The 22,677-nt window shown below is 38.2% G+C and carries 26 protein-coding genes; 6 read left to right on the top strand and 20 right to left on the bottom strand.

All coding sequences use genetic code 11. The features are described 5' to 3' along the window. Positions 1 to 422: 422 nt before the first annotated feature. The 12 genes from V7108_RS09375 to V7108_RS09320 all read right to left on the bottom strand — a co-directional run bounded on the left by V7108_RS09375 (position 423) and on the right by V7108_RS09320 (position 12,185). On the bottom strand, positions 423 to 1,097 hold the full coding sequence (locus V7108_RS09375) for a DUF1028 domain-containing protein (RefSeq protein ID WP_335568008.1): 675 nt from the start codon (positions 1,095 to 1,097) through the stop codon (positions 423 to 425). A gap of 69 nt (positions 1,098 to 1,166) precedes the next feature. Next, positions 1,167 to 1,619 (bottom strand): Rid family hydrolase, encoded by a 453-nt coding sequence (locus tag V7108_RS09370; protein WP_335518485.1) that lies wholly within the window; start codon positions 1,617 to 1,619, stop codon positions 1,167 to 1,169. Between the two features lie 102 nt (positions 1,620 to 1,721). Further along, on the bottom strand, positions 1,722 to 2,420 hold the full coding sequence (locus tag V7108_RS09365) for an ABC transporter ATP-binding protein (protein ID WP_335518482.1): 699 nt from the start codon (positions 2,418 to 2,420) through the stop codon (positions 1,722 to 1,724). Continuing rightward, positions 2,413 to 3,207, bottom strand: a complete 795-nt coding sequence (locus V7108_RS09360) for an ABC transporter ATP-binding protein (RefSeq protein ID WP_335518479.1) — start codon at positions 3,205 to 3,207, stop codon at positions 2,413 to 2,415. The genes V7108_RS09365 and V7108_RS09360 overlap by 8 nt, the downstream gene beginning before the upstream one ends. Continuing rightward, entirely contained in the window at positions 3,197 to 4,225 is a 1,029-nt protein-coding gene (locus tag V7108_RS09355; protein ID WP_335568007.1) for a branched-chain amino acid ABC transporter permease, read from the bottom strand. The genes V7108_RS09360 and V7108_RS09355 overlap by 11 nt, the downstream gene beginning before the upstream one ends. Positions 4,226 to 4,238: 13 nt before the next feature. Beyond that, positions 4,239 to 5,105 (bottom strand): branched-chain amino acid ABC transporter permease, encoded by an 867-nt coding sequence (locus tag V7108_RS09350; protein WP_335568006.1) that lies wholly within the window; start codon positions 5,103 to 5,105, stop codon positions 4,239 to 4,241. 11 nt (positions 5,106 to 5,116) lie between these two features. Continuing rightward, positions 5,117 to 6,289: an ABC transporter substrate-binding protein gene (locus V7108_RS09345; RefSeq protein ID WP_335568005.1), complete on the bottom strand. Its 1,173-nt coding sequence runs from the start codon at positions 6,287 to 6,289 to the stop codon at positions 5,117 to 5,119. Positions 6,290 to 6,354: 65 nt separating this feature from the next. Continuing rightward, on the bottom strand, positions 6,355 to 7,824 hold the full coding sequence (locus tag V7108_RS09340; RefSeq protein ID WP_335568004.1) for a 4-hydroxyphenylacetate 3-hydroxylase family protein: 1,470 nt from the start codon (positions 7,822 to 7,824) through the stop codon (positions 6,355 to 6,357). Positions 7,825 to 8,178: 354 nt separating this feature from the next. Continuing rightward, positions 8,179 to 9,435, bottom strand: coding sequence for a Zn-dependent hydrolase (locus V7108_RS09335; protein ID WP_335568003.1), 1,257 nt, complete (start codon positions 9,433 to 9,435; stop codon positions 8,179 to 8,181). Between the two features lie 151 nt (positions 9,436 to 9,586). Further along, a complete protein-coding gene (locus V7108_RS09330; protein WP_335568002.1) occupies positions 9,587 to 10,153 on the bottom strand; it encodes an FAD synthetase family protein in 567 nt (188 codons plus the stop codon). An 18-nt stretch (positions 10,154 to 10,171) separates the two neighbouring features. After that, positions 10,172 to 11,635, bottom strand: coding sequence for a 4-hydroxyphenylacetate 3-hydroxylase family protein (locus V7108_RS09325; protein WP_335568001.1), 1,464 nt, complete (start codon positions 11,633 to 11,635; stop codon positions 10,172 to 10,174). Between the two features lie 40 nt (positions 11,636 to 11,675). Beyond that, on the bottom strand, positions 11,676 to 12,185 hold the full coding sequence (locus V7108_RS09320) for a flavin reductase family protein (protein WP_335568000.1): 510 nt from the start codon (positions 12,183 to 12,185) through the stop codon (positions 11,676 to 11,678). A 227-nt stretch (positions 12,186 to 12,412) separates the two neighbouring features. Between V7108_RS09320 and V7108_RS09315 the strand changes: the two genes are divergently transcribed. Beyond that, complete coding sequence (locus tag V7108_RS09315) at positions 12,413 to 13,732, top strand: hypothetical protein (protein ID WP_335567999.1); 1,320 nt, start codon at positions 12,413 to 12,415, stop codon at positions 13,730 to 13,732. A 174-nt stretch (positions 13,733 to 13,906) separates the two neighbouring features. Here the strand turns inward: V7108_RS09315 and V7108_RS09310 are convergent, their stop codons facing one another. From V7108_RS09310 to V7108_RS09300, 3 genes are all read right to left on the bottom strand, one after another. Further along, complete coding sequence (locus V7108_RS09310) at positions 13,907 to 14,005, bottom strand: YjcZ family sporulation protein (protein ID WP_335510086.1); 99 nt, start codon at positions 14,003 to 14,005, stop codon at positions 13,907 to 13,909. A 192-nt stretch (positions 14,006 to 14,197) separates the two neighbouring features. Then, a complete protein-coding gene (locus tag V7108_RS09305; protein ID WP_335567998.1) occupies positions 14,198 to 15,295 on the bottom strand; it encodes a hypothetical protein in 1,098 nt (365 codons plus the stop codon). A 43-nt stretch (positions 15,296 to 15,338) separates the two neighbouring features. Next, on the bottom strand, positions 15,339 to 15,812 hold the full coding sequence (locus tag V7108_RS09300) for an Hsp20/alpha crystallin family protein (protein ID WP_335567997.1): 474 nt from the start codon (positions 15,810 to 15,812) through the stop codon (positions 15,339 to 15,341). Between the two features lie 230 nt (positions 15,813 to 16,042). On the opposite strand from V7108_RS09300, the gene V7108_RS09295 reads away from it, so the two are divergent. The 5 genes from V7108_RS09295 to V7108_RS09275 all read left to right on the top strand — a co-directional run bounded on the left by V7108_RS09295 (position 16,043) and on the right by V7108_RS09275 (position 18,611). Continuing rightward, positions 16,043 to 16,282, top strand: coding sequence for a hypothetical protein (locus V7108_RS09295; protein WP_335567996.1), 240 nt, complete (start codon positions 16,043 to 16,045; stop codon positions 16,280 to 16,282). 24 nt (positions 16,283 to 16,306) lie between these two features. Beyond that, a complete protein-coding gene (locus tag V7108_RS09290; protein WP_335568141.1) occupies positions 16,307 to 16,558 on the top strand; it encodes a hypothetical protein in 252 nt (83 codons plus the stop codon). Between the two features lie 11 nt (positions 16,559 to 16,569). Further along, on the top strand, positions 16,570 to 16,803 hold the full coding sequence (locus V7108_RS09285) for a hypothetical protein (protein ID WP_335519522.1): 234 nt from the start codon (positions 16,570 to 16,572) through the stop codon (positions 16,801 to 16,803). Between the two features lie 52 nt (positions 16,804 to 16,855). Further along, on the top strand, positions 16,856 to 17,092 hold the full coding sequence (locus V7108_RS09280; RefSeq protein WP_335519525.1) for a spore germination protein: 237 nt from the start codon (positions 16,856 to 16,858) through the stop codon (positions 17,090 to 17,092). Between the two features lie 499 nt (positions 17,093 to 17,591). Further along, complete coding sequence (locus tag V7108_RS09275; RefSeq protein ID WP_335520746.1) at positions 17,592 to 18,611, top strand: FUSC family protein; 1,020 nt, start codon at positions 17,592 to 17,594, stop codon at positions 18,609 to 18,611. Between the two features lie 144 nt (positions 18,612 to 18,755). Here V7108_RS09275 and V7108_RS09270 read toward each other — a convergent pair whose 3' ends face one another. From V7108_RS09270 to V7108_RS09250, 5 genes are all read right to left on the bottom strand, one after another. After that, entirely contained in the window at positions 18,756 to 19,439 is a 684-nt protein-coding gene (locus V7108_RS09270; protein WP_335567995.1) for a hypothetical protein, read from the bottom strand. Further along, positions 19,436 to 20,332 (bottom strand): ABC transporter ATP-binding protein, encoded by an 897-nt coding sequence (locus V7108_RS09265; RefSeq protein WP_335567994.1) that lies wholly within the window; start codon positions 20,330 to 20,332, stop codon positions 19,436 to 19,438. The genes V7108_RS09270 and V7108_RS09265 overlap by 4 nt, the downstream gene beginning before the upstream one ends. Beyond that, positions 20,329 to 20,700: a GntR family transcriptional regulator gene (locus V7108_RS09260; protein WP_335567993.1), complete on the bottom strand. Its 372-nt coding sequence runs from the start codon at positions 20,698 to 20,700 to the stop codon at positions 20,329 to 20,331. Before V7108_RS09260 ends, V7108_RS09265 begins: the two co-directional genes overlap by 4 nt. Before the next feature lie 242 nt (positions 20,701 to 20,942). Then, positions 20,943 to 21,707 (bottom strand): DUF421 domain-containing protein, encoded by a 765-nt coding sequence (locus V7108_RS09255; RefSeq protein ID WP_335567992.1) that lies wholly within the window; start codon positions 21,705 to 21,707, stop codon positions 20,943 to 20,945. A 19-nt stretch (positions 21,708 to 21,726) separates the two neighbouring features. After that, on the bottom strand, positions 21,727 to 22,548 hold the full coding sequence (locus V7108_RS09250; RefSeq protein WP_335519538.1) for a phytoene/squalene synthase family protein: 822 nt from the start codon (positions 22,546 to 22,548) through the stop codon (positions 21,727 to 21,729). Positions 22,549 to 22,677 lie beyond the last annotated feature (129 nt).

The raw sequence follows: 22,677 nt of genomic DNA, 5'->3' as shown, positions 1-22,677 counted from the left end.
TTTAATTTAATCTTAGATTGTATTAAAGTGTTGATATCATTACATCATCGACATTAAAAATTGATGAAGGACAAATCATGTGATTCCTCAATGAGTTATGTCCTTCATACCCATGATGCAGGACAAATCTCGTGATTCCTCAATGAGTACTGTCCTTCATACCATGATGAAGGACAAATCTCGAGGTTCCTCAATAAGTTTTGTCCTTCATACCCATGATGAAGGACAAATCTCGTGATTCCTCAATAAGTTTTGTCCTTCATAACCAGGATGAAGGACAAATCTCGTGATTCCTCAATGAGTTTTGTCCTTCATAACCAGGATGAAGGACAAATCTCATGATTCCTCTATGAGTTTTGTCCTTCATAAGGATCTACTCAAAAAAATCAATCTATATCTAACAAAACTAAATTAAAAAATAGCTATTCGTCCCCTAAAACCCCATATGAAGGAGCCATCTCTGGAACAACCGCCCTTACTTTATAATCGTTTGCCTGAGGGCTGTAAATTTCCCAAAGCTTCTTTAAATCTTCAAGAGGGTGATCACTATAATCTACTCTTAGATCCACATAAGGGAATGGTTCATCCGTGTATACTAGGAGTCCAATAGAGCGTTCCTGATCTAATTCCCCGCCTAACTGAAAGCCTTTTTCAAGCGCAAAAATTAACCTTTCTGCTAATGGCATTCCTTCTGTTTCTAGAAATACATGCCCCATTGCTTCAGGAATGGCAGGATCACTGAGGAGATTTCCAATACTGGCAACATTTTTTGCACAAAATTCGCCATGGACACCTAGTGCCTTTTTCCCTGTAAAGGCAGCGGAATTTCCTTTGGAATCCACTACTGCCAGTTGCCTGTATTCAGGATATGGTGAAGCCGCCTTCATGGAACGTATCGTCGATTCGGCATCGAAACCATTTTCCAACACGGTAAAACCGATAGTGGCTAATCTTGGGTCAGTCACATTTTGCGATAAAATAGCACCTTCTCCTGCTTTCACCCATGGGCATCTTGCCCCAACTGCTGGACTACTAGAAGTAACAATGACTCCTAATGCACCGGTGGAAGAACAACGTCCTGCTACCGAAAATGTCATTTTCTATCCCTCCTCGGTAGATATATTTATATTCACTTTAATACTGTATGAATCTACTAAAATAAAAACCTATTCGCTAATGACAGCCTCAACATCAATTTCCATTAACATCTCAGGCATCGCAAACCCACTTACCAATAAACCAGTACTGCAAGGATATACATCTTTAAAATGCTTCGCAATTACCGGATAGACTTTGCTTCGATCTTCACGATGCATTAAGTAAACGGTAATCTTACAAATATCATTAATCGTGCCGCCAGCCTCTTCAATCAGCTGCCTTACACAGGTACATGCCATTTCCGCTTGCGCTGCCACATCGCCAATGCCATGAAAGTTTCCATCTAAATCAAATCCCGTTTGACCTCGTAAGAAGATTCGATTTCCAGCTCGAACGGCCATGCAAAATTCATTATCAATATGGTGTTCTGGTTTTCCCAGGTTTTTTGGATAATATTGGGCTGTTTTGAACTTTCGGAATCTCTGAATCTCTACTTTTTTTGTTTCACCATGGACTGTCATCTTGGTATTTCCTCCCTAAATTTTTATTAAAGGAATTTATCCCTATTTATACCCTAAAAATAATATAATGTTTTTTCTGAAAATTGTCAACATTTTAAACAATTACCCGAGATAAGATTTTTGAACAATTTCGCTTTCTTTTAATTCTTTTTTTGTTCCTTGCCCAGCTAAACGCCCAGCCATTAGTACATAGCCGCGACTGCAAAAATCAATCGCCATTTCAGCATTCTGATCGACCAAAAGGATGGTGGTTCCTTGCTGATGTAATTCGGTGATTTTATCATAGACTTCAAACACTAGTTTTGGTGATAAACCCATTGATGGTTCATCGAGTAATAATAGTTTCGGTTTCGTCATCATGGCTCTTGCGATTGCCAGCATTTGCTGCTCTCCGCCAGACAATAGACCTGCCAACTGTTCTTTTCTTTCTCTTAAAATCGGAAAAGGCTCTGTAACCTCTTCCGCCCTTTGCTGACGACTTTTAGCTGGAAGTGTGTAACCACCTAGAAGTAAATTATCCCAAACCGAAAGTAATGGAAATACATGCCTTCCTTCAGGAACAAGTGTCATGCCGCGACTAACTAATTTAAAGGTTTTTTCATTCACGATTGATTTACCAGAAAGTTGAATACTTCCACTTTTGGGACGCAGCTCTCCAATGATTGTTTTCAATAATGTACTTTTCCCTGCACCATTAGCACCGATAACCGAAACGGCTTCCTTTTCTCCTACTTTCAAGCTTACATTGTCTAAAGCACATATTTGTCCATAATAGGTACTTACATTTTCTACATTAAGCATTTACCTCAGCCCTCCCCATATAAGCTTCCAATACTGCAGGATGATTCTGAATCACTTCAGGAGGACCTTCTACTAACTTTTCTCCAAAATTTATCACCGTTATTTGGTCGGACAACGTATTTACGAGATGCATATCGTGCGCAATAATTAAAATCGTTATGCCTTGTTTATTCACCTGTGTAAATAGATTCATAAGCTCTTTTGTTTCCTTCTGATTCATACCCGCGGTTGGCTCATCAAGTAATAATAGATCAGGATTTGTTGCTAAAGCCCTGGCAATTTCAACACGTCTTTGACTTCCATAGGAAAGTTTTGCTGCATACTCATGACGCAGCTCCCACAACCCTACGAATTTCAATATTTCCTCTATACGTTCCTTCGCCTGCCTTTCCTTGTTCCGAAAGTTCTTCGTCCGAAATAAAGCAGGCAGAAGGTTGCCGCCTGTTAAAAGATAGGTTCCTATCAATACAGTTTCAAAGACTGTCATATCAGGAAATAGCCGGATATTTTGGAAGGTACGGGAAACCCCTTGCTCTGCAATTTTATCTGGTCTCAATGAAGTGATGTCCCGATTTAGTAGTTGTATTTTCCCTTCATCTGGGGTAATCACACCTGTGACTAGGTTAAATAGCGTACTTTTCCCTGCACCATTCGGGCCAATGATGGCATGGATATTGTTTTGTGAAACCGAGAACGATAGATTGTTTACTGCCTTTACTCCCCCAAAAGACTTTGAAAGATTGTTGACGGTTAAGATGGCTGAGTCATTCACAACATTACTGCTCATAACTTAACCCCTCTTTCTCTATCGCTGTTTTTTTTTCAATTCGTGAATTTCTTTGAAAAAATCGTTTCTTTGACATTTTTAATAACCCCATGACTCCCTTAGGGAAAAACATAATCATGACGACGATTAAAACTCCATAAATTAACATTCTTAATTCTGGTGTCTCACGTAGTAACTCTGAAGAAACGGTAAGAATCGATGCTCCAATCAACGCTCCTGCTATCGAACCTTGGCCGCCAATCATAACCATCGTTAAAATCGTGACAGACATCCCAAAAGCAAATGTTTCCGGACTAACAACACGCAGGAAATGAGCATATAAGGCACCAGCCGCACCGCAAAAAGCAGCGGAAATGGTAAACATCATTACTTTTGTTTTAAATACAGGGATCCCCATTGCTTGAGCTGCGAGTTCGTCATCACGAATGGCGGTACATGCACGGCCAAATCCGGACTTAATGATTAACCGTGTGACGAAAATGCCTAAAAATACAAATATCAATAATAAGGGATAATAATCATGGTAACGCGTAAACAAAAGCTCAAATGATCCTATTTTAATGGGCGGAGGAGCAGGTATTCCGGCAATTCCCATCGGTCCGCCTGTAAGATCATTCCAGTTTAAAAATACAAGCCATATGATGGTTCCAAATGCAAGCGTTGCCATAACTAGGTATTCTTCAATTAATTTCAATCCAATAAATCCAATGACAAATCCGATTAATGCTGTAACCAGAATGGAGAGTGGAAGATTCATCCATAGTGAAAAGCCCAGTTTTTTGGCCAATATGGCAGCGACATATGCTCCGATTCCAAAGAATGCACCATGTCCCACGGAAACCTGACCCGTGTATCCAACAATTAAATCTAGACCTAGTGCAAGGATGGCATAGATTAGGATAAGATTAATCACATACATAAAGTAAGGATTCACTACTGCAAGAGGCAGGAGAAATAATGCAATCCCTCCAAAAATGAACACGATTTTTCGAAAACCTGTTTTTTTGATTTGTTCCATCCTTTCTCCCCCCTTATACCTTTTGTTGAACGATTTTCCCAAAGATCCCTTGAGGACGAACTAATAAAATAAATAATAAGATAACCATGGCAACCGCATCTCGATAACCTGAAGAAATAAAACCAGCTGCAAAACTCTCAATGATACCTAATAATAAGCCGGCAATCATGGCTCCTGGAATATTCCCCATTCCCCCCATAACCGAGGCAGTAAATCCTTTTAGTCCAGCGAATACTCCCATGGTCGGATATACCAGGAATACCGGTCCTACTAAAATACCTGCTAGCGCACCAACAGCTGAACCAATTGCAAACGTAATCGAAATAATCTTATTTGCATTTATCCCCATTAATTGGGTAGCTTGAATATTCTGTGAGGCAGCTTGGACAGCTTTTCCCATAAGTGTTCGATTGATAAATAATTCTAAAACAATCATGACAAGAATGGTGACAATGATGATATAAACATAGTGCTGATTGATCAGCATATCCCCGATACTGATATTATTGGAAAGGAATGGAGAGGTTAATCTTTCCGGTGTAGCCCCCCAAATATATTGAGCTAAATTTTGAAGGACAATCGAAATCCCAATCGCTGCAATCAGCAAATTTAATTTCGGTGCACTTCGCATTCTCATGTATACCATTTTCTCCATTAAATACCCAAGAAGTGCCCCTGCACACACGCCTCCAATATAAGCCAGCCAAATAGGTGTGTCTAATAATAGAAGATAAAGGGACACGAATGCCCCTCCCATATAGACTTCACCGTGTGCAAAGTTAATAAAACGAAGCACATTCCATACCATTGTGTATCCAATCGCCATTAATGCGTATATGCTGCCGAGGACGATTCCATTTATTAGTTGGTCAAAGAACACTGATTATCCCCCTATTCTGATTCTTTAATTACCGAGAAGTTACCCTTTTGAACTTGCATAATCATTGGAGTATTTGCACGATCACCGTTTTTATCAAATTTAATTGGTCCAGTAATTCCTTGATATTCAATATTGGCTAAAGCATTACGTGATTTTTCAGCATCTCCGGCACCCTCTTCTAGTGCTTTTGCAAGAGCCATGGCCGCGTCAAAAGCAATTGCCGTATTAGCCTGTGCTGGAATCTTATTTTCATCTGCTAACGCTTTAAATTCTTTCATCTCATCTGAACCAGCATTTAAATCAATCATCGAAGCAAAAATATGATTTTCAACCGCATCTCCACCTAATGTGATGAGTTGCTCTGAATACATAGAATCATCTGGTGAGAAGAACTGAACATTCAATCCAGCCTGTCTTGCTTGTTGCTCAATTAAAGCTACCTCATTGTACAATCCAACTACCATTACAGCGTCAGGGTTTAGGTTTTTAATCTTTGATAATTGTGCTGAGAAGTTTTTATCGCCTGGATTATATTTTTCAGTAGCGATAAATTCTACCCCAAGGTCTTTTGTAGATTCCTTTGCTGCGTCATACATCGTAATTCCATAATCTGTATTTTCAAATAAGGCGGCTATTTTCTTTACCTTTTTCTCTTCCGCCATATATTTCATTACAGCAGGTACATAAACGGAACCAGTTAAAATAACACGGAATAGGTATTCGTTACCTGTTTTGGATAAATCAGGGCTCGCCCCCATATTTAAATGAAGTACTTTTGAGGATCCTGAAACTTCCTGTGCAGCCAATGTTGGTGATGAATTATATCCTCCGATAATGGCCTTTACCCCATCATTCATAATCATTTTGTTCACAACGGCAACTGCTTCTGAAGGAGTAGCTTTATCGTCACCGACTACTAACTCAAGCTTTTTTCCGTTTATGCCGCCTTCACTATTAATCTTTTTAAAAGCAAGGTCTACGCCATTTTTCATATCCTGTCCGTACTGTGCGTTATCACCAGTCATCGGTGCTTGCAGCCCTACGAGAATCTTGTCTCCGCTTTCAGAAGAAGAATCACCATTTCCCGATGAAGAGTTAGTCCCAGAACACCCAACCAACAATACAGCTAAAACCAAAAACATAACCATCTTTTTCATTAATAATTTTGTAGAATGTGCCAACATAAGTCCCCCTTTAATTATTTATAGGAATTTTTATTCACTTCAAAAATTTAATTATCTCAAAATTTTTATAGGTTAATAGAAGACTCAGTAGTAGCTGGTTTAATTCCTGCCGCTTTTCGCACCAATTCACGATTAGGCTCCAAATCAAAATTGTTAAACACAGCCATTTGTTGGGCAAACGGCGGGCTTTGGGCAAATAATTCAAAGGTTGTACGGTGACCGGCATAAGAGGAATTTAACAAATCTCTTGCAAAATAAAGTAATTTTCCACGATCCTCTGGTGTCCATTCCCCAACGGAGTAATATTGATCAATGTATGGTTTGATTTCCGGGTCTGCCATTGTCGCAGAGTCCGGAGTAACCGCTAATTGTCCGCCAACAAGCTCTCTTGTTAGATGAGCCATGGCCGGGAAATTAGCCAATGCAAAGACTCGGCCTGTGTAAAGGAGTGATTGATTTGGCATCATTAATCCGCCAGGGCTTCTTTCCGCTTCCGCTACAGCTGCGGTTAAATGAGCATTAATTCCTTCACGATAGTTGATGAGTTGTGAAATTTTCTCTTTTACAGCTTGTAAATGGGTTAAACCAGTTTGTTCCACATTCAGTAATGCGGTTCCGATTAAATAATCGGCTCGACGTAACATTCTCAGGGTGTAATTAAAAGCAGAGTAACGATGAAGGGTAGAACGGATATAGGCGGCTGATTCTAAGGAGCGATGGAAAAGTACATTTTCCCACGGAATTAAGACATGATCGAAAATCAGTAATGTATCAATTTCTTCAAATTTTGTGGCAATCGGATAATCTTGTGGATTTCGGTCAGTACCCAGGGATGTCCGGCAAATATGTTTCAACCCAGGTGAACCCATGTCACATATAAAACCACAGGCGAAAGGTGCCATTTTCTCCGATCCGGCATTCCAATCTAAAATCGTTGGCTTTACAAATGCTTGATGGGCATAGGCAGCGGCTGTTTCAAACTTAGCGCCTTTTACGACAATTCCTTTATCATTTTCCTCGACCACATGAAGCAGGGTTCCACCGTCTTTTCCACCGAACAATTTGCTTCTATCGCCTTTGGGATCAGTGTTTGCCGAAACATGGAACAAGTCTTCTCTTGCGACACGGTCAATGTGATACTTTATATTTTTTGCATACGTTGGATCAATTTCATTTAGTTTATCTTGGGCATCAAAGAGCGACCACATTTCACCAATCGTTTCATCACCGACCCGGTACACTACCCCGCCAAGGTCGTCTAGTACGGTTTCCACATGTATGCGAATCGCCTTTAAATCTTCCTTCGTCTCTGGTGCTTTGTATGCTCGGGATACAATCTCACCATCTGGAAGTCTAGTGGTTAAGGTTTCAGCGTACTTCTCTTCAAATGCCATATCATACATTCTAGCTTTTACATCAATAATGGGCTTAAAGGATGAATGTTCTGCTACGTTCCGAACTTTTTCACCATCAATATAGACTTCCCTTCCGTCATTCAGCGATTCACGGTACTCTTTTCCTGTCATTAATGCCATACGATTCCTCCTATCATTTCATTGATGACTTGAATCCGCTACATGAATTTCAAAGATTAAGTGTTCTTTTTTCATTTACGGAACTTTTCTTTAATTATTCTTTAATTAAAAATAACAAATCCACAGTGTTAATGTCAATTAAATATTCTAAAAATTCTTTATTTTATAAATTCAATAATTACTATATCACAAATAAATATAAATCTTATACCTATTTTAATAGAGAAACTAGATAACCATTTAAAGTTAGGACAAAATATCTATGCCAAAATGAAAGCTTGCTAGTTTACTAGCAAGCCTCCATTTTGAAGAAAAAAAAGACTGATACGTATCCTTTCCCTTTCATGTATTTTCTTAGACGCTAATTTCCTTTTCTGAAAGCGTTCGATCCAGCCGAATTATACCTTGCAGGATTAAATTTCCAACCTTTTCAATATCCTCGGGTTCACTAAACTCTTCAGGGCAATGGCTTTTCCCGCCGATACTCTTCACAAAAACCATAACCGATTTCGTTACACTTGCCATATGGGCGGCATCGTGCACAGCCATACTTGGCAGCGTTAAACAAGGTTCCTTCATTTCCCTGGCAGTGTTTTCAAGAACAGCTACCAACTCCTGATCTAGACGTACTGGTTTTTGGTCAAGAAATACTTCTTGTGAAACTTTTACCTGTCTTCTACTTGAAATCTCATTCCAAACATCCTGGATGGAATCTATTGCCTCCTGAATGATTCCCTGTGACTCAGCTCTTATTTCTACTATAAAATCAACTTGTCCTGGAATGATATTGGCAGCATTAGGACTTACATTTAATCTCCCTATAGTTCCAACAATATCCCCCTTGGATTTGCAATACCGCTCCACTTCAAGAATCATTTCCGAAGCTGCGGTAAGGGCATCTCTTCTATTGACCATCATGGTCGTACCAGAATGATTGGGGTCTCCTTTTACGGATACAAAACTACGATACGTCCCAACAACACTGTTAATTACCGCCATCGAAATATTCGCGCTTTCTAGCCGCTGCCCCTGCTCAATATGAAGTTCAATAAAAGCTTTTTTATCCTTGTGCATCTCCTTCATTTCTGGGAACTTTTCAAGTCCACCGCCAACCTTCTTCAGTTCTTCACTCAATAGAGCTCCTTTTGAATCTCGTACATCCTCTAACATTCCTGATGTTAGCTTTCCGACAAAGCAACGGCTGCCGAAGGTGGATACATTAAAATCGTTAGATTCTTCTGCAGTGAAGGAAACGATTTCAATATCATGATCAAGTGGAATACTATGCTCTTTTAACGTTTTGATAATTTCTTTTGCCATCAGAACACCAAGAGGCCCATCGTATTCTCCCCCATTTGGAACAGAATCCAAGTGGGAGCCAATCACGATACTGTCTTTCTTTTTTCCTGTTCCTTTATATTTCCCCCATATATTGGCCGCACCATCAATGGTAATTTCAAGTCCCATTTCCTTTAGTTCTTCGATAAACAATTGACGTACTTGATGATCTTCGTAAGAAAAACTAGGTCTAGTCACACCTCCATATTCATTCTTTCCATATTTTCCATATCGCTCAATATCCTGTAATAAACGACCAAGATTAATTTTCAATACACAGTTCCCCACTTTCAAACCCTATCAGTTTAGCAATCTGATTCTATTTTTTTATCAAAAAATAAACGGGAGCAACAATTTTGAATAACTCAATCATTGCTGCTCCAATTTTTATAGGTTACTTGTCTACTAATAAAACGCGAATTCCTTATACGGCAAAGTTTTTTTCTGCCAAAAAGGAAATATGGCGGATATCTCCTAGTAATTTTTTGGCTGAAGAATAGTTTCCTTGCAGTAATAATTTGCGGATACGAGTGGAAGAGATTAATTCACCTTGGTCACATTGCAGCGGATTTAAAACACCGACATTGAAATGGGCCCGTAGATCATCAATTGTGCCCTTTCGATCCTTACCAAATTGGAAGTTTGGCCCTTCCCAAATTTCAATCGGATTGATTCGCTGTATTTCTTCTAAAAAAGAAGAAACAGTTTGTTTGGTAAATGCTTCGTTAAATTCCCCCACAATCACATGCTCAGCTCCCAGCATCTCAAGCCGGCTAAGCTTTTCATCGAGTGAAGTGATCATTTGGCAATTTTTAAAAAATACCTTCGGAGGCGGATCAAAGGTATAAACCACAAATGGAACCTCAAGTTTTTCCGCACGTAATTTTGTTTTTAAAAGCAATGCTTGGTGCCCTAAATGCACACCGTCAAGGGCTCCAATCGTGAGCGTTGATGCTGGGAGCTTTAACGTACCAGGTGCATGAATTTCCAAAGTAAAAACTCCTTTCTACTAGATGCTAGAAACAGGTACAGACGGTTGAATTCCTGCTGCTTTTCGCACCAATTCACGATTAGGCTCCAAATCAAAATTGTTAAACACAGCCATTTGTTGTGCAAATGGCGGACTTTGGGCGAATAATTCAAAGGTTGTACGGTGACCGGCATAAGAGGAATTTAACAAATCTCTTGCGAAATAAAGTAATTTTCCACGGTCCTCTGGTGTCCATTCCCCAACAGAGTAATATTGATCAATATAAGATTGGATTTCCGGGTCTGCCATCGTCGTAGAGTCCGGAGTAACCGCTAATTGTCCGCCAACAAGCTCTCTCGTTAAATGGGCCATTGCCGGGAAATTAGCCAACGCGAAGACTCGGCCTGTGTAAAGGAGTGATTGATTTGGCATCATTAACCCGCCTGGGCTTCTTTCTGCTGCCGCTACCGCTGCAGTTAAATGAGCATTAATTCCTTCACGATAATTGATAAGTTCTGAGATTTTCTCTTTTACAGCTTGTAGATGGGTTAAACCAGTTTGTTCCACATTCAATAAGGCGGCTCCGATTAAGTAATCGGCTCGACGTAACATTCTAAGGGTGTAATTAAAAGCAGAATAACGATGAAGGGTGGAACGGATATAAGCGGCTGATTCTAAGGAGCGATGGAAAAGTACATTTTCCCATGGAATTAGGACATTATCAAAGATAAGTAATGTATCAATTTCTTCAAATTTTGTGGCAATCGGATAATCTTGTGGATTTCGGTCAGCACCCAAAGATGTCCGGCAAATATGCTTCAGACCAGGTGATCCCATATCGCAGATGAATCCACAAGCGAAAGGAGCCATTTTTTCTGATCCAGCATTCCAATCTAAAATCGTTGGTTTTACAAATGCTTGATGGGCATAGGCAGCGGCTGTTTCAAACTTAGCGCCTTTTACGACGATTCCTTTATCATTTTCCTCGACCACATGAAGCAGGGTTCCACCGTCTTTTCCACCGAATAATTTACTTCTATCGCCTTTTGGATCGGTGTTTGCCGAAACATGGAACAAGTCTTCTCTTGCGACACGGTCAATGTGATACTTAATATTTTTTGCATACGTTGGGTCAATTTCATTTAATTTATCTTGGGCGTCAAAGAGCGACCACATTTCACCAATCGTTTCATCACCAACTCGGTATACTACCCCGCCAAGGTCGTCTAGAACGGTTTCCACATGTTTGCGAATCGCGCTTAAATCTTCCTTCGTCTCAGGTGCTTTGTATGCTCGGGATACAATCTCACCATCTTCAAGTCTAGTCGTTAAAGTACTAGCATACTTCTCTTCAAACGCCATATCATACATTCTAGCTTTTACATCAATGATGGGCTTAAAAGATGGATGTTCAGCTAAATTCCGAACCTTTTCTCCATCGATATAAACTTCCCTGCCATCATTCAGTGACTCCCGATATTGTTTCCCTGTCATTAATGTCATTCCATTTTCCTCCCTATTAATGTTATTAATTTCTTATCTACTAAGCTTCTTTAAATTGACCAAACTTCCCCCGAAAATAGACTAATGGATCGGCGCTTGCTGCTTGGGCATTTTGTACCTCAGCAAGAAAAACCGTATGAGTTCCACCTGTTACTTCTTCAACTACACGACATTCAAGATGTGCAAGTGTATCTTCGAGGACAGGATTCCCCAGTTCCCCATAAGAAAAATTCACATCCTTAAATTTATCAGTATTTGCTCTAGCAAATGTAAGAGCTAAATCCTTTTGGCTTTCGTTCATTATGTTGACCGTAAAGGATTCTGCAGCCGTTATCGCATGACATGTTCCTGTGCTTTTATTGACACAAACGAGCAGCATGGGCGGCTCAACGGATACAGAACTGACAGCGCTGGCAGTAATACCAAAATCGACTCCATTGTTTCTAACGGTGATCACCGATACACCGCTGGCAAAATGGCCGATGACATGTTTGAATTGATCTTGTTCAACCAAAGGTGATTGTTCTTTATTCTCCTTCGATGCATTCATTTACAAACACTCCTCTTTATTAATTTACGGAATTTTTCTTAATCTGTTCCTTAAATAAAACTATACAGAGGTGATAAATTAATGTCAACAGAATTTTCAAAAAATTTACTATTATTATGTTGGAAATATGGTTTAAAGATGAGGTAAACTTAAAATGAAGTTATTTATACCTAATTATTTTCATCATTGATATAATTAAATACAATCTTTTTATTGGGGGGAATTACTTGAAACCAAGTGTTGGAATTATTGGACCAGCAGACTCTGTCCAACTTATTTCTGAAATTGCAATGGAATATAGCGAACAAATCCAACCAGTGCCTTTCATTTATTCGAATACAAATGAAGCTGCCAGCCTCATACAACATAATCAACACCTAGTTGATCTTTGGATCTTGGCAGGACCGGCATTATATAATTCATTTCTAGAAAGTGGTGTCAATCAGCCCTTTTTTCTACTAAAGTTAGATGGTGCCAGCTTAACAAAGACTTTAGTGGAGATTGGATACAATGATAAAAAAGCCTTAGAAAGTATTAGTATTGATATGGTGACAGAACGTGATGTCTATGAAACTTTCAACGACCTTAATATTTCTAGCAGTCAGGTTTATGTGCATGAGTATACACATGAAACTCCTCTAGATCATCTTCTAACCTTTCATCAAAACCTTTATCAAGATGGAAAAGTAGAACTTTGTATCACTTGTCTGCGTTCTATCTATGATCAATTGCGGTTGGAAAACATTCCTGCCTTCAGAGTTACTCCTACAAGAAGCAACATTCGTGAGACGCTATCAACGGCCATACAACAATGGGAAACGATGCATTTTAAACAATCACAAATCGCCGTAATACTCGTGAAAGTTCAAGGGATAGAGAAAAAAGATGATCATAATATGGTATCGTACGATTTACATCGGTTAATCTTAGATATTCAGGCCGCCATCTTAAATTTTGCAGAATCCATTTCTGGCTCTTTTATTACGATTGGAACCGGAGCCTTTGTTATTTTCTCCACCAGAGGTTCTGTTGAAGAAACCGAGAAACCGATAGGATCTCTTCTAGATGATTTATCGTTAATTTCTGATTTACCATCCAATATTGGTATTGGTTATGGCGATACCGCTCTGTCTGCCGAAGAAAACGCCCGGCTTGCTTTAAATCATGCGCAAAACTATGACTCTTTCTGTGCTTTCCTTGTTGATAATAATGGAACCATTGAAGGGCCTTTAGAACAACAAGAAGTCCTCACCTTCCAATACCGAACTGAAAATAAGGAAATAAGTGAGAAACTAAAAAATAGCGGAATCACCATCACAACATTTAACAAAATTTTATCCGTGCAAAAAAGAGTTGGGAATGGGACCATTACCGCAACTCAAATAGCAGACACATTAAAAATGACACCAAGAAATGCCCGCCGGATTCTAACGGGTTTAGTGGACCAGGGAATTGCGGAAATCATTGGCGATGAAGCTCCAACCTCCAAAGGACGTCCACGGAAAATATATCGAGTGAGTGATGGAGTCGAAACGGGGACAAGCTAGACAAGTTAATACCTATTACAAGAATAAATCATGATTTTTTACACAGGTCATACTAAGATTAAGAGCCGCCCGCTCTATTAACTATTATATAATAGGCAATAGAGCGGACGGCTCTTTTCAAATTTTACCGACACACCTAATTAAATAACACCACGTGTGCTGGCTGCGAACATCTTAGTAACCCCACCAAGAAGCTCCAATAATGATTAGTAGAATAAATAATACGACCAACAAGGCAAATCCGCCTCCATAGCCTGCTCCTGCTCCGCTCATATATGATCACCTCCATGCTATTTAAAATAGTCTATGTCATTGCACGGTCATTGGAATGGATTAAATCCCGACTTTTTTATTTTGGGCTTAAATTATGGAGAGTTAACTGGGGGATTATTCATCGTGTTTCTGCAAACAGTATCATCTTCATTTATGATCTGCCAAAAATAGGACTTCTAGGATGGAGAAGCCCTATTTCTCATCATTATAAATATCTTCATCAAGAGAAGGGTTGTCCTCTTCAATAACAATCTCCGTATATTGAATCTTTTCGTCTGATGGAGCGGAGGCTACTTCTGAGGATGATTCATCATCGTGAATAGCAGAAGACTGGTTTGTACTAGGCGGGCTATTTTCCATTTCCACTTTCATTTCCTTCATTTTTTCCATTTCCTCTTTTACTTGATCAGTGATTTTCTTAGGGATTGCTTCTTTTCCATATGTTGCACCAATATTTAATGCTCCGCTTAAACTTTTGATGCCAATCTGAGCAAAGTTATTGTTTTGTTCATACCTTTCTAAATATAACTTATCAATATATAACGTTTTTAAAATAGGTTCTTCGTTCTTCATTGAAACTTCTGTTTCGTTCATTTGTTTCACCAAACCATTACTTTTCTCTATGGTTTCCTCCATCCGTTTTAGCAACCCAGCCTGAACTTCATTTACCAATAAAATATTGCGTTCTAAGAGTTGTACTCTCATTTCAATCTGCGTGTAAAACACTTCCTTGTCATCTCTTTTCTCACTTTTATGCTCATGTGTTGAAAAGTCTTCAGAAGATGTCTGTCGGTGATCTTCTATTATTGATTGATCTTCGTAAGGTAGTTTTCTGTGCTTTAATATCGAAATTTCATTTTCTAAAGCTTGAATTTTTTCAACCAACTTTTTTTCCTTTTGGATATGAACGGCATATTTTTCTGAGATGAGTTGTTCTATAAAATGGATTAAACGTTCATCGACTTTATATTCATTTTTTCTTGGAAAGGGATTAATATTTTCAAGTTGATCTACTCTTTGTCCCATTTCTTCCAATCTTTGATTGATTTCTTTAAATTTCTGGGCGTTCTCCATCATGTTTATTTGGAAATCCTTACCTTGTGTCTTTACTCGCTCCTGCTCTTTTTTTTCCCCACTGTTGTAACTATACATTGATGTTCGAATCTTCTTCTCAAACTCCAATAAGCTTTTCAATTGAACCTCAAGTGCATTGATTCTTAACGTCTGCTTTTCCAAATCATCTAGGGCTTGCTTTTGAACTTTTTGATTGAACATCCCTTTTATAGGCATCGTGTCTCCCCACATTAACGTAATTTTATTTTCCCGACCAAGGTTACTCGATATTTACTCGCTCTTCTGTCAAAAATTGCCGTTTATATGAAACAAATAGAAGTCCATTTTTAAATTTAGCTCGGATTAGATTGGGATACGTCGGTTCTGGAAGCTGGATAACCCGTTCAAAGGAGCCATGATACCTTTCTTTCTGTACTGGCTCTCCCGTCATCAATTGGTGATTGTTTCCTTTGATTAAAAGATTCGTTCCTGATACCGATAATTGTATATTTTCCTTTACGTAACCCGCTAAATCCGATATTAACAAAATTTCCTCATCCGTAATAAAAATATCTGTTGGAGGAAATTTTTTTCCATGCCCGGCTTTCGCAGCCGTTTCACCCGATTTATTTGATTCCAAATTACTTTTCATAGATTCTTGAAAGGAGGATTGATCAAAAATCCCATCCCAAAAATCACCAGTTTGGTATTTTTTCGCCAAATCCATCCATTGTAAGATCTTATTCATATCCATGATGGATCATCCTCCTTGTAAGGCTCGGTAAAAATCCCAGTACATGTCTTCTTATATTAATGATATTTATTATTTAGTAAATCATTCATAAAAAGTGTCCAATCTGAAATGAAACCCCCATGATTTACCCACGTTCCGTATAGTCCTTATATACTGAAAAAACATATTTTCTAGTTAACAGTCATATAGTTAAGTACCCCGGGGCAAAGGTAAAGAGAGGATAATCATTCATGGACTTTATACCAACCAAGGTGACTATTAAAGCAATAAAACTAAATAATATCGATCATGGTAGTTCCATCTCTTTTAGTTCTACCTTGAAAAAAAACAGGAATGTTGCGGCAAAGAAAAATCAAGGTTTTGGCCAGCAGTTGGCTGATGGATGTTTGAGAATATACTCAACAAGCTCGATTTTGGATCATGATATCGAGGATTCCAACTCACAAAAAGTAAATGGTAAACCCCTTTAAGGAAAAATAATTAGGAGGTTTTAAATAGTGGGTCCCGTTCCATACATTAATATCAATATCAATATCATTAAAGTCAATTCATTTGAGAATGCATCCGCAATCAATGTGGGTCAAAACCTTTTAGCGGAGTGGCATAATTCTGATAAGAAAAACCAGGGACTAGGCCAAAATATGGGTGATGGAACCAATTTTATTGGAACGAAAAGCGCCGTCGATGACCGGGATCAAATTGATTCAAATTCTTCTTTTGAAACCGCCAATCTGCCTAATTTATAAGGAGTAATCATATGAAATTTGCACCCGTATCACTTAATATCTTAGGAATTAAAATCAATGCCATTGACCATGCAGCAGTCGTCAACCTTGGTCCAAGTCAACACTTGGATCAGTTTGTCTCCTATAAACGGAATCAAGGAATAGGAGAACAGAACGGGGACTTATCCCCAACAATACTGTCTAGTTCCTGGGTATTGGACCCGGATATCTCTGATAGCAACTCGGTTAAAACAAGCTTTTTATAGTGGGCAATGTACCGAACAAGATTTGAATGACTTAAAAAATAGGGGTGTTAACATGTTTTTTGTTTCACCAGTTGTCATCAATGTTCTTGGATTTAAAGTGAATACATTAGATAATGGTGCAGTAGCGAATATGGGGACCGTTCAATTAATTGATCAACTTGTAACCTATAAGCGAAATCAAGCCTTTGGAGAACAAAATGGCGACTTTTCCCCTGTAGCTGTCCCAGCTGCCACAGTCATTGATCCCGATGTCAGTGATAGTAATGCCATTAAAAACAGTGTAGTATAAAGCATGGGATGGTTCTTTCGTTTTTTAGGATGTCAAAGATCTTGGGCATTGAAGATGGGTATGATGTCTGGGGACCGAGGGTAATTTATTTTAACAGAAGCGTTCCTGGTTATAAGGGAATAATTTATGCGTCAATTAGACCGAATATATGAAGTAGAAATCAAAATTGAAAGCTTTGGTTATATGAAAGGAGTAGCTAGATGATATTCAGCTACTCCTTTTGTATTTTGGATAAATAGAATTTATAAAATCATCCGATTATGCTAATCCCTATTGTATTTAAGACACTTTATTTTTCATCGAAGTTTCACCTCCTCCCTATTATTTTCTGTTAAAATAATCACCTCTAATTCTGCTAGCAAGACCAACCGGGGAATGTCCCGAAAATCTTAAAAAACAATTGAAATGTTTCGTTTTAATAGCTATATTTGATAGGGGAATGGACGAAAGTGACTGGGGAGAATTATTGTTCAGCGCTTTTTATGGAGGATTGAGTTTTGTGAAGTTAGGACCGCGCGTCATTAAAACAGGAATTGCTGTTACATTAGCCTTATATATTTGTTCTGTATTAAAGCTTGAATCTGCAGTCTTTGCGGGAATTGCTGCTATTTTTACGATTCAACCGTCCATTTATCGCACATGGAAACAAGTATGGAACCAAGCTCAAACCAATATCTTAGGTGCGATTTTTGCCTTTCTAGGTTTATACTTTCTTGGCAATGATCCATTTTCGATTGGACTTGTTATCATTCTCCTGATTTCGATTAGTTTAAAATTAAAAATGGGCGAAACGATTTCGCTAACGGTCGTAACAGTGTTGGCGATTATGAGTGCACCAGGAAACGATTGGTTTTTTGCTTTGAACCGTTTTATCGTTACTTTCGTTGGAATGGCAACCGCACTGCTAGTCAATATTTTTATCTACCCGCCCAACTACAAGAAAAATTACTTAAATAAAATCAATGATATTTTCCAAGAGTTTTCTATTTTAATGAGAACAGCTATCTCTGACGAAATGACTGAAAAGTCGTTTAAGGAGCAAATGGAACAATTAGAAAATAATATTTTCCTTTTAGAAGAACACTTTATATTATTTGATGAAGAACGTGAAAAAATGGCCAAAGTAAATAATATGGATGTACGGGAAATCGTCGTTTTTAAGCAAATGTTTAAATCACTCCAACAGGGATTTATTGTCATAGAGGATATTGATTCCTTCTATTTTAAGAGCAAGCCGACACCTGAAGAAAATCAACTCTTTGATCAACACCTCGAATATCTCATCAAGTATCATGAGCTATATCTATTAAAATATGATGGAAAGATAAAAATGGATCTGCCTTCAGTAGAAGATGAGTTTATGAAACAAACAGAGGTCTTTTTAGAAAAAGTTATGCAATCCTATCATGAAGATCATAAAATTCAAATGGCCGTCGTTGGGGCTTCTATTTATCATTATGCCTTTCAATTGAACAGGTTGAACACGCTCATAGAACAATATAGGAAGAAGTCACTTTAGAAAGCAGGGATAATAGGAAAGGAGTAGCTAGATGATATTCTGCTACTCCTTTTGTATTAAATGAAATAAGCAAGTTCTAAAAATACCATGATATAGGTACAACCGAGGAACAAAAGTGTAGGTTCTTCATTTTCGAGTAAACAATTAGACAGTTGCTCTTCTCAGCAACGCAAATGAAAGCAACATATATACTATTGTTGGAATGATGAGCCAATACGCGATTTGAACAGCAGTATAACTGGCGAACCAATGAAAAATATCCAGCCAAACACTATAATAAGTCACAAGCAGTGCAACAACGCTTAAGATTAATAATACAGAAATAACCGCAATTACAAGGCCTTTTGCACCAAAGCGACGAGCAGTGCTGGATATTAATAGCCCCGTACAAAATAAATTTATTAACAAGATCACATACATTGTCAATTGTTCCAAAATTGACCCATCATTCAAATAGGGAAAATGAAAGAAATGGAACCGGCCACCCCACCCATTTGTTGCATTTTCAATTACCGAAAAGAAAACCAACATAATGCCAAACAATACATTTACAGCCACAGCCATAACGACAGTACCAAGAAAATAATCTGTTCTTCTAATTGACATGCCGATTGCATATGGAAAAGTTTGTGTCACAACCATAATCCCCATGACCAGCATATAGAAAAAGATGTAGGAAACTCCTCCGGTATACATCATCACATTACTTGAAATCAGGAGACTGACGATAAAATTTAAAAGGAACACTGAGAAGAGAATCATATTTGGTATAAAAAACCACGCCCATTTATCTCTCGAGTACATTTTTAATACACCTTGTATATTCACTGGACAATCGCTCCCTCACGAGTAGATTTTTCTTTCGTCAAATGGACAATCAATTGCTGTAAGGACACAGGCGAAATTTCTAATCCACTAGCACTTGCTTGTTGAATATCCAACCTGTTCTCCATTTGCATGACGGTAGCAGATAACAATCCGCCAAAAGGCTCCCGATCAATAACTTCTTTGTTTTTCACAAATGCCTCTACTTTTGCTGCTTGCCCGGTTACCGTATAGGCGATACCTCGTAAATTTTCCGCTTCATCATTAATGATTAATCGACCTCTGTCAATGACTAAAATATGTTCAAGTAAATTACTTACCTCATCAATCAAATGAGTCGACAAGATTACCGTACGCGGATGCTCTGAGTAATCCTGCATCAACTTGTCATAAAATAAACTTCTTGAAACGGCATCCAGTCCTAAATAGGGTTCATCAAAAATTGTTAACGGTGCTCTACTGGCAAGGCCGATCACCACCCCAACTGCAGAGTGCATTCCCCTTGATAGTTTCTTTGGTTTTCTTTTTAAAGGGAGATTGAAATCCTTAATTAAGGAGTAGGCGAATTCTTCATCCCAATTCGGAAAAAGTGATTTTGACACTTTTAAAATATCTTGAACACTGAAATTATCCGGATACTTTTGACTTTCTTTTATGAAACAAATTTGACTTAATACTTTCCTGTTTTCTTCGGGATTTTCACCAAACACGTTTAATTCACCACTAGTAGGAAACTCTTGGGCAGTTAATAATTTCATTAATGTTGTTTTACCCGCACCATTTCTTCCAAGTAATCCGTAAATTTTGTTTTCCTCCATGATAAAATCTATATCTTCTATCGCCTTAAATTCCCCGTATGACTTAACAAGTTGTTTAACCTCAACTACTTTTTTCATTGTTTTTCATCCCCTCTCCGAACCATATCGGTCAACTGATCAACCGTAATCCCTAACTTCTTTGCCTCATGAATCATCCTGATTACATACTGTTCGAAAAACTGTTCTTTCCGTTTGTTAATGACCTTTTCACGTGCTCCTTCAGCAACAAACATTCCAATCCCCCGCTTTTTATATAAAATACCTTCATCCACCAATAAATTGACACCTTTCGCAGCAGTTGCAGGATTAATTTTGTAAAATGCGGCAAACTGATTTGTCGATGGAACCTGAGATTCCTCCGGCAGCCCACCTTCAATAATCTCATCCTCAATACGTTCAGAAATCTGCAAAAATATGGGCCGACCATCATCAATTAACTGTTTCATCTCTTCACCACCATGTTGGTTAGTTACTTATGTAATTAACCATATAACAAATAAAGTATAGAGTCAATAGACGTTCGTACATAGAGTTGAATTTTTACATATTTTACTTAATCTAAAAAACAAACTTGATCTTTTTAAAAAACAAAAAAATGCTCACAACGTTGATTTAATAACGTTTGTGAGCATTTAAGATATTTTACTATGAACATTTTCATTGGCATGAAGACAAAAAGACACCTTATTTAATGGATCTGAGGTTTATAGTCCACTATGTCTCCCTCGTCATATGCTTCTTGGAATAACGGCGGCGTTTTCGCTTGAGACTGATTTTGTGATGGGGGATTAATTCCATTTTGAGCTAAGATATCCAAAATTTTTTGAATATCTTCTTTGGTTGCAGGTGCTTTATTTGGCTTTAGAGTAGTCGATATTTTTCCATTGGACTCTAAAACCGCCAATTCCACATCTTCGACATTGCCTATGTTTTTTAGGCGAAGTGAACTTTGCAGCTCATCTGTCGTGAGTCTGGCCTTTTTTAGCTCTTCTAATTTCATCTGCCCATCATTAATTAGTATGGATGGTACTCCATTAATAAACTTTCTGGATTTTGGTATCCATATTTGTATTTTTGCAAGTAATACAATTCCGATAATAAGCAAAGTTCCAGCATATATTGCTTCCCATTCATTTCTTAATGCTAAAGGTTGGATTAGTACAGCACCAATCGAAATCCTTAACACTGCTTCCGAAACCGTCGTTTCTGCAAGCGATCTCTTGCCTGCGATACGCAAAAGCATAATGGCAGCCAAAAAAATTAACAATGCCTTAAATATATAAGGCAAGGTTGGTAGATTGTCCAAAACGTCCATCATATCTCTCATTCCTTTAAGTTTTTTGTTATTATTTGTTAAATACATACCAAATATGTAGATGGTTTTGGAAACGAGATAATAACAAAATTTATGAATCCATATATTTTTAGGATGGAAATATAGACTAATATTCAACTGAATTACGCCGGAAATCTTATTTTTTATTTACTACACGACTAACTATTTCAATTACAGCAGCTCTACCCATTTTTTCCTTCCCCTCCATTAAGGCATCAAGAGTACCATGAGCAAGTGCTATCGGGATTTTACAAAAATTAAGAATCGGACCGGGTTTAATATCCTCCATATAAACGTCAGCCAATTCTAGGTTACGTCGGGCGTACTTAAACATATCTTCTAACTCCCATCCATCGGGAAAGAAATTCACACCACGTTCAAAATCTTCCGCGCGATTGCGAAGAATATTGACAGACTGTAAGCCACGACCAAAAGCTACAGCCAGTTCCTTGTCCGTTTCAACATCGTCGTACCACTTCCAAATATCTGAGAGCATGACTCCTACCAATCCAGCAACATAAAATGTATATTCATTTAAATCTTCTTCAGTATGAATCACCCACTCTTTTAAAGCCCAGTCACCCATCCCCTTCGCCATCGTAGATGTGGCATCCAACATCTTCTCAACAATTGTTGGTGGACAAAGATTGATCCAATCTCCTAACCGTAAGGTAACCTCCGGCAGAAGGGTGTCGTATGGGTGAAATAAAGCCATTACCTCCTTATTCGTAAAGGGCTTTTTCAAAATATCGCTGATAGAATGCAATAGATTATGTTTAGTTTCCAATGGGAGTTGATGGTGGTCTTCAATCTCATCAATTGCTCTCATGCATAAGTAAGCAGATGCTACTGCTTCTTGTAATCCTGACGGCAGTAAACTAATAGGAATGAAGAAGGTCCGGCTTGTCTCCTTTAACATGTGTTTCGCACTTTTATGTAAATTAGTTGCTTTACTCATCTAGTTTTGTCTCCTTTTTATCAACATGCAGATTTTTTCCATTTAAAGTGGGGATTATCCTCCCTATTTAAAATAAATAATAAAATAACTCTAACATAAAATTTAAGCCCTTGTTAATTTATAAACCTG

This window comes from Neobacillus vireti (assembly GCF_036962345.1).
Taxonomy (GTDB): Bacteria; Bacillota; Bacilli; order Bacillales; family Cytobacillaceae; genus Neobacillus; species Neobacillus vireti_A.
This window is presented reverse-complemented; position numbering and strand designations above follow the sequence as displayed.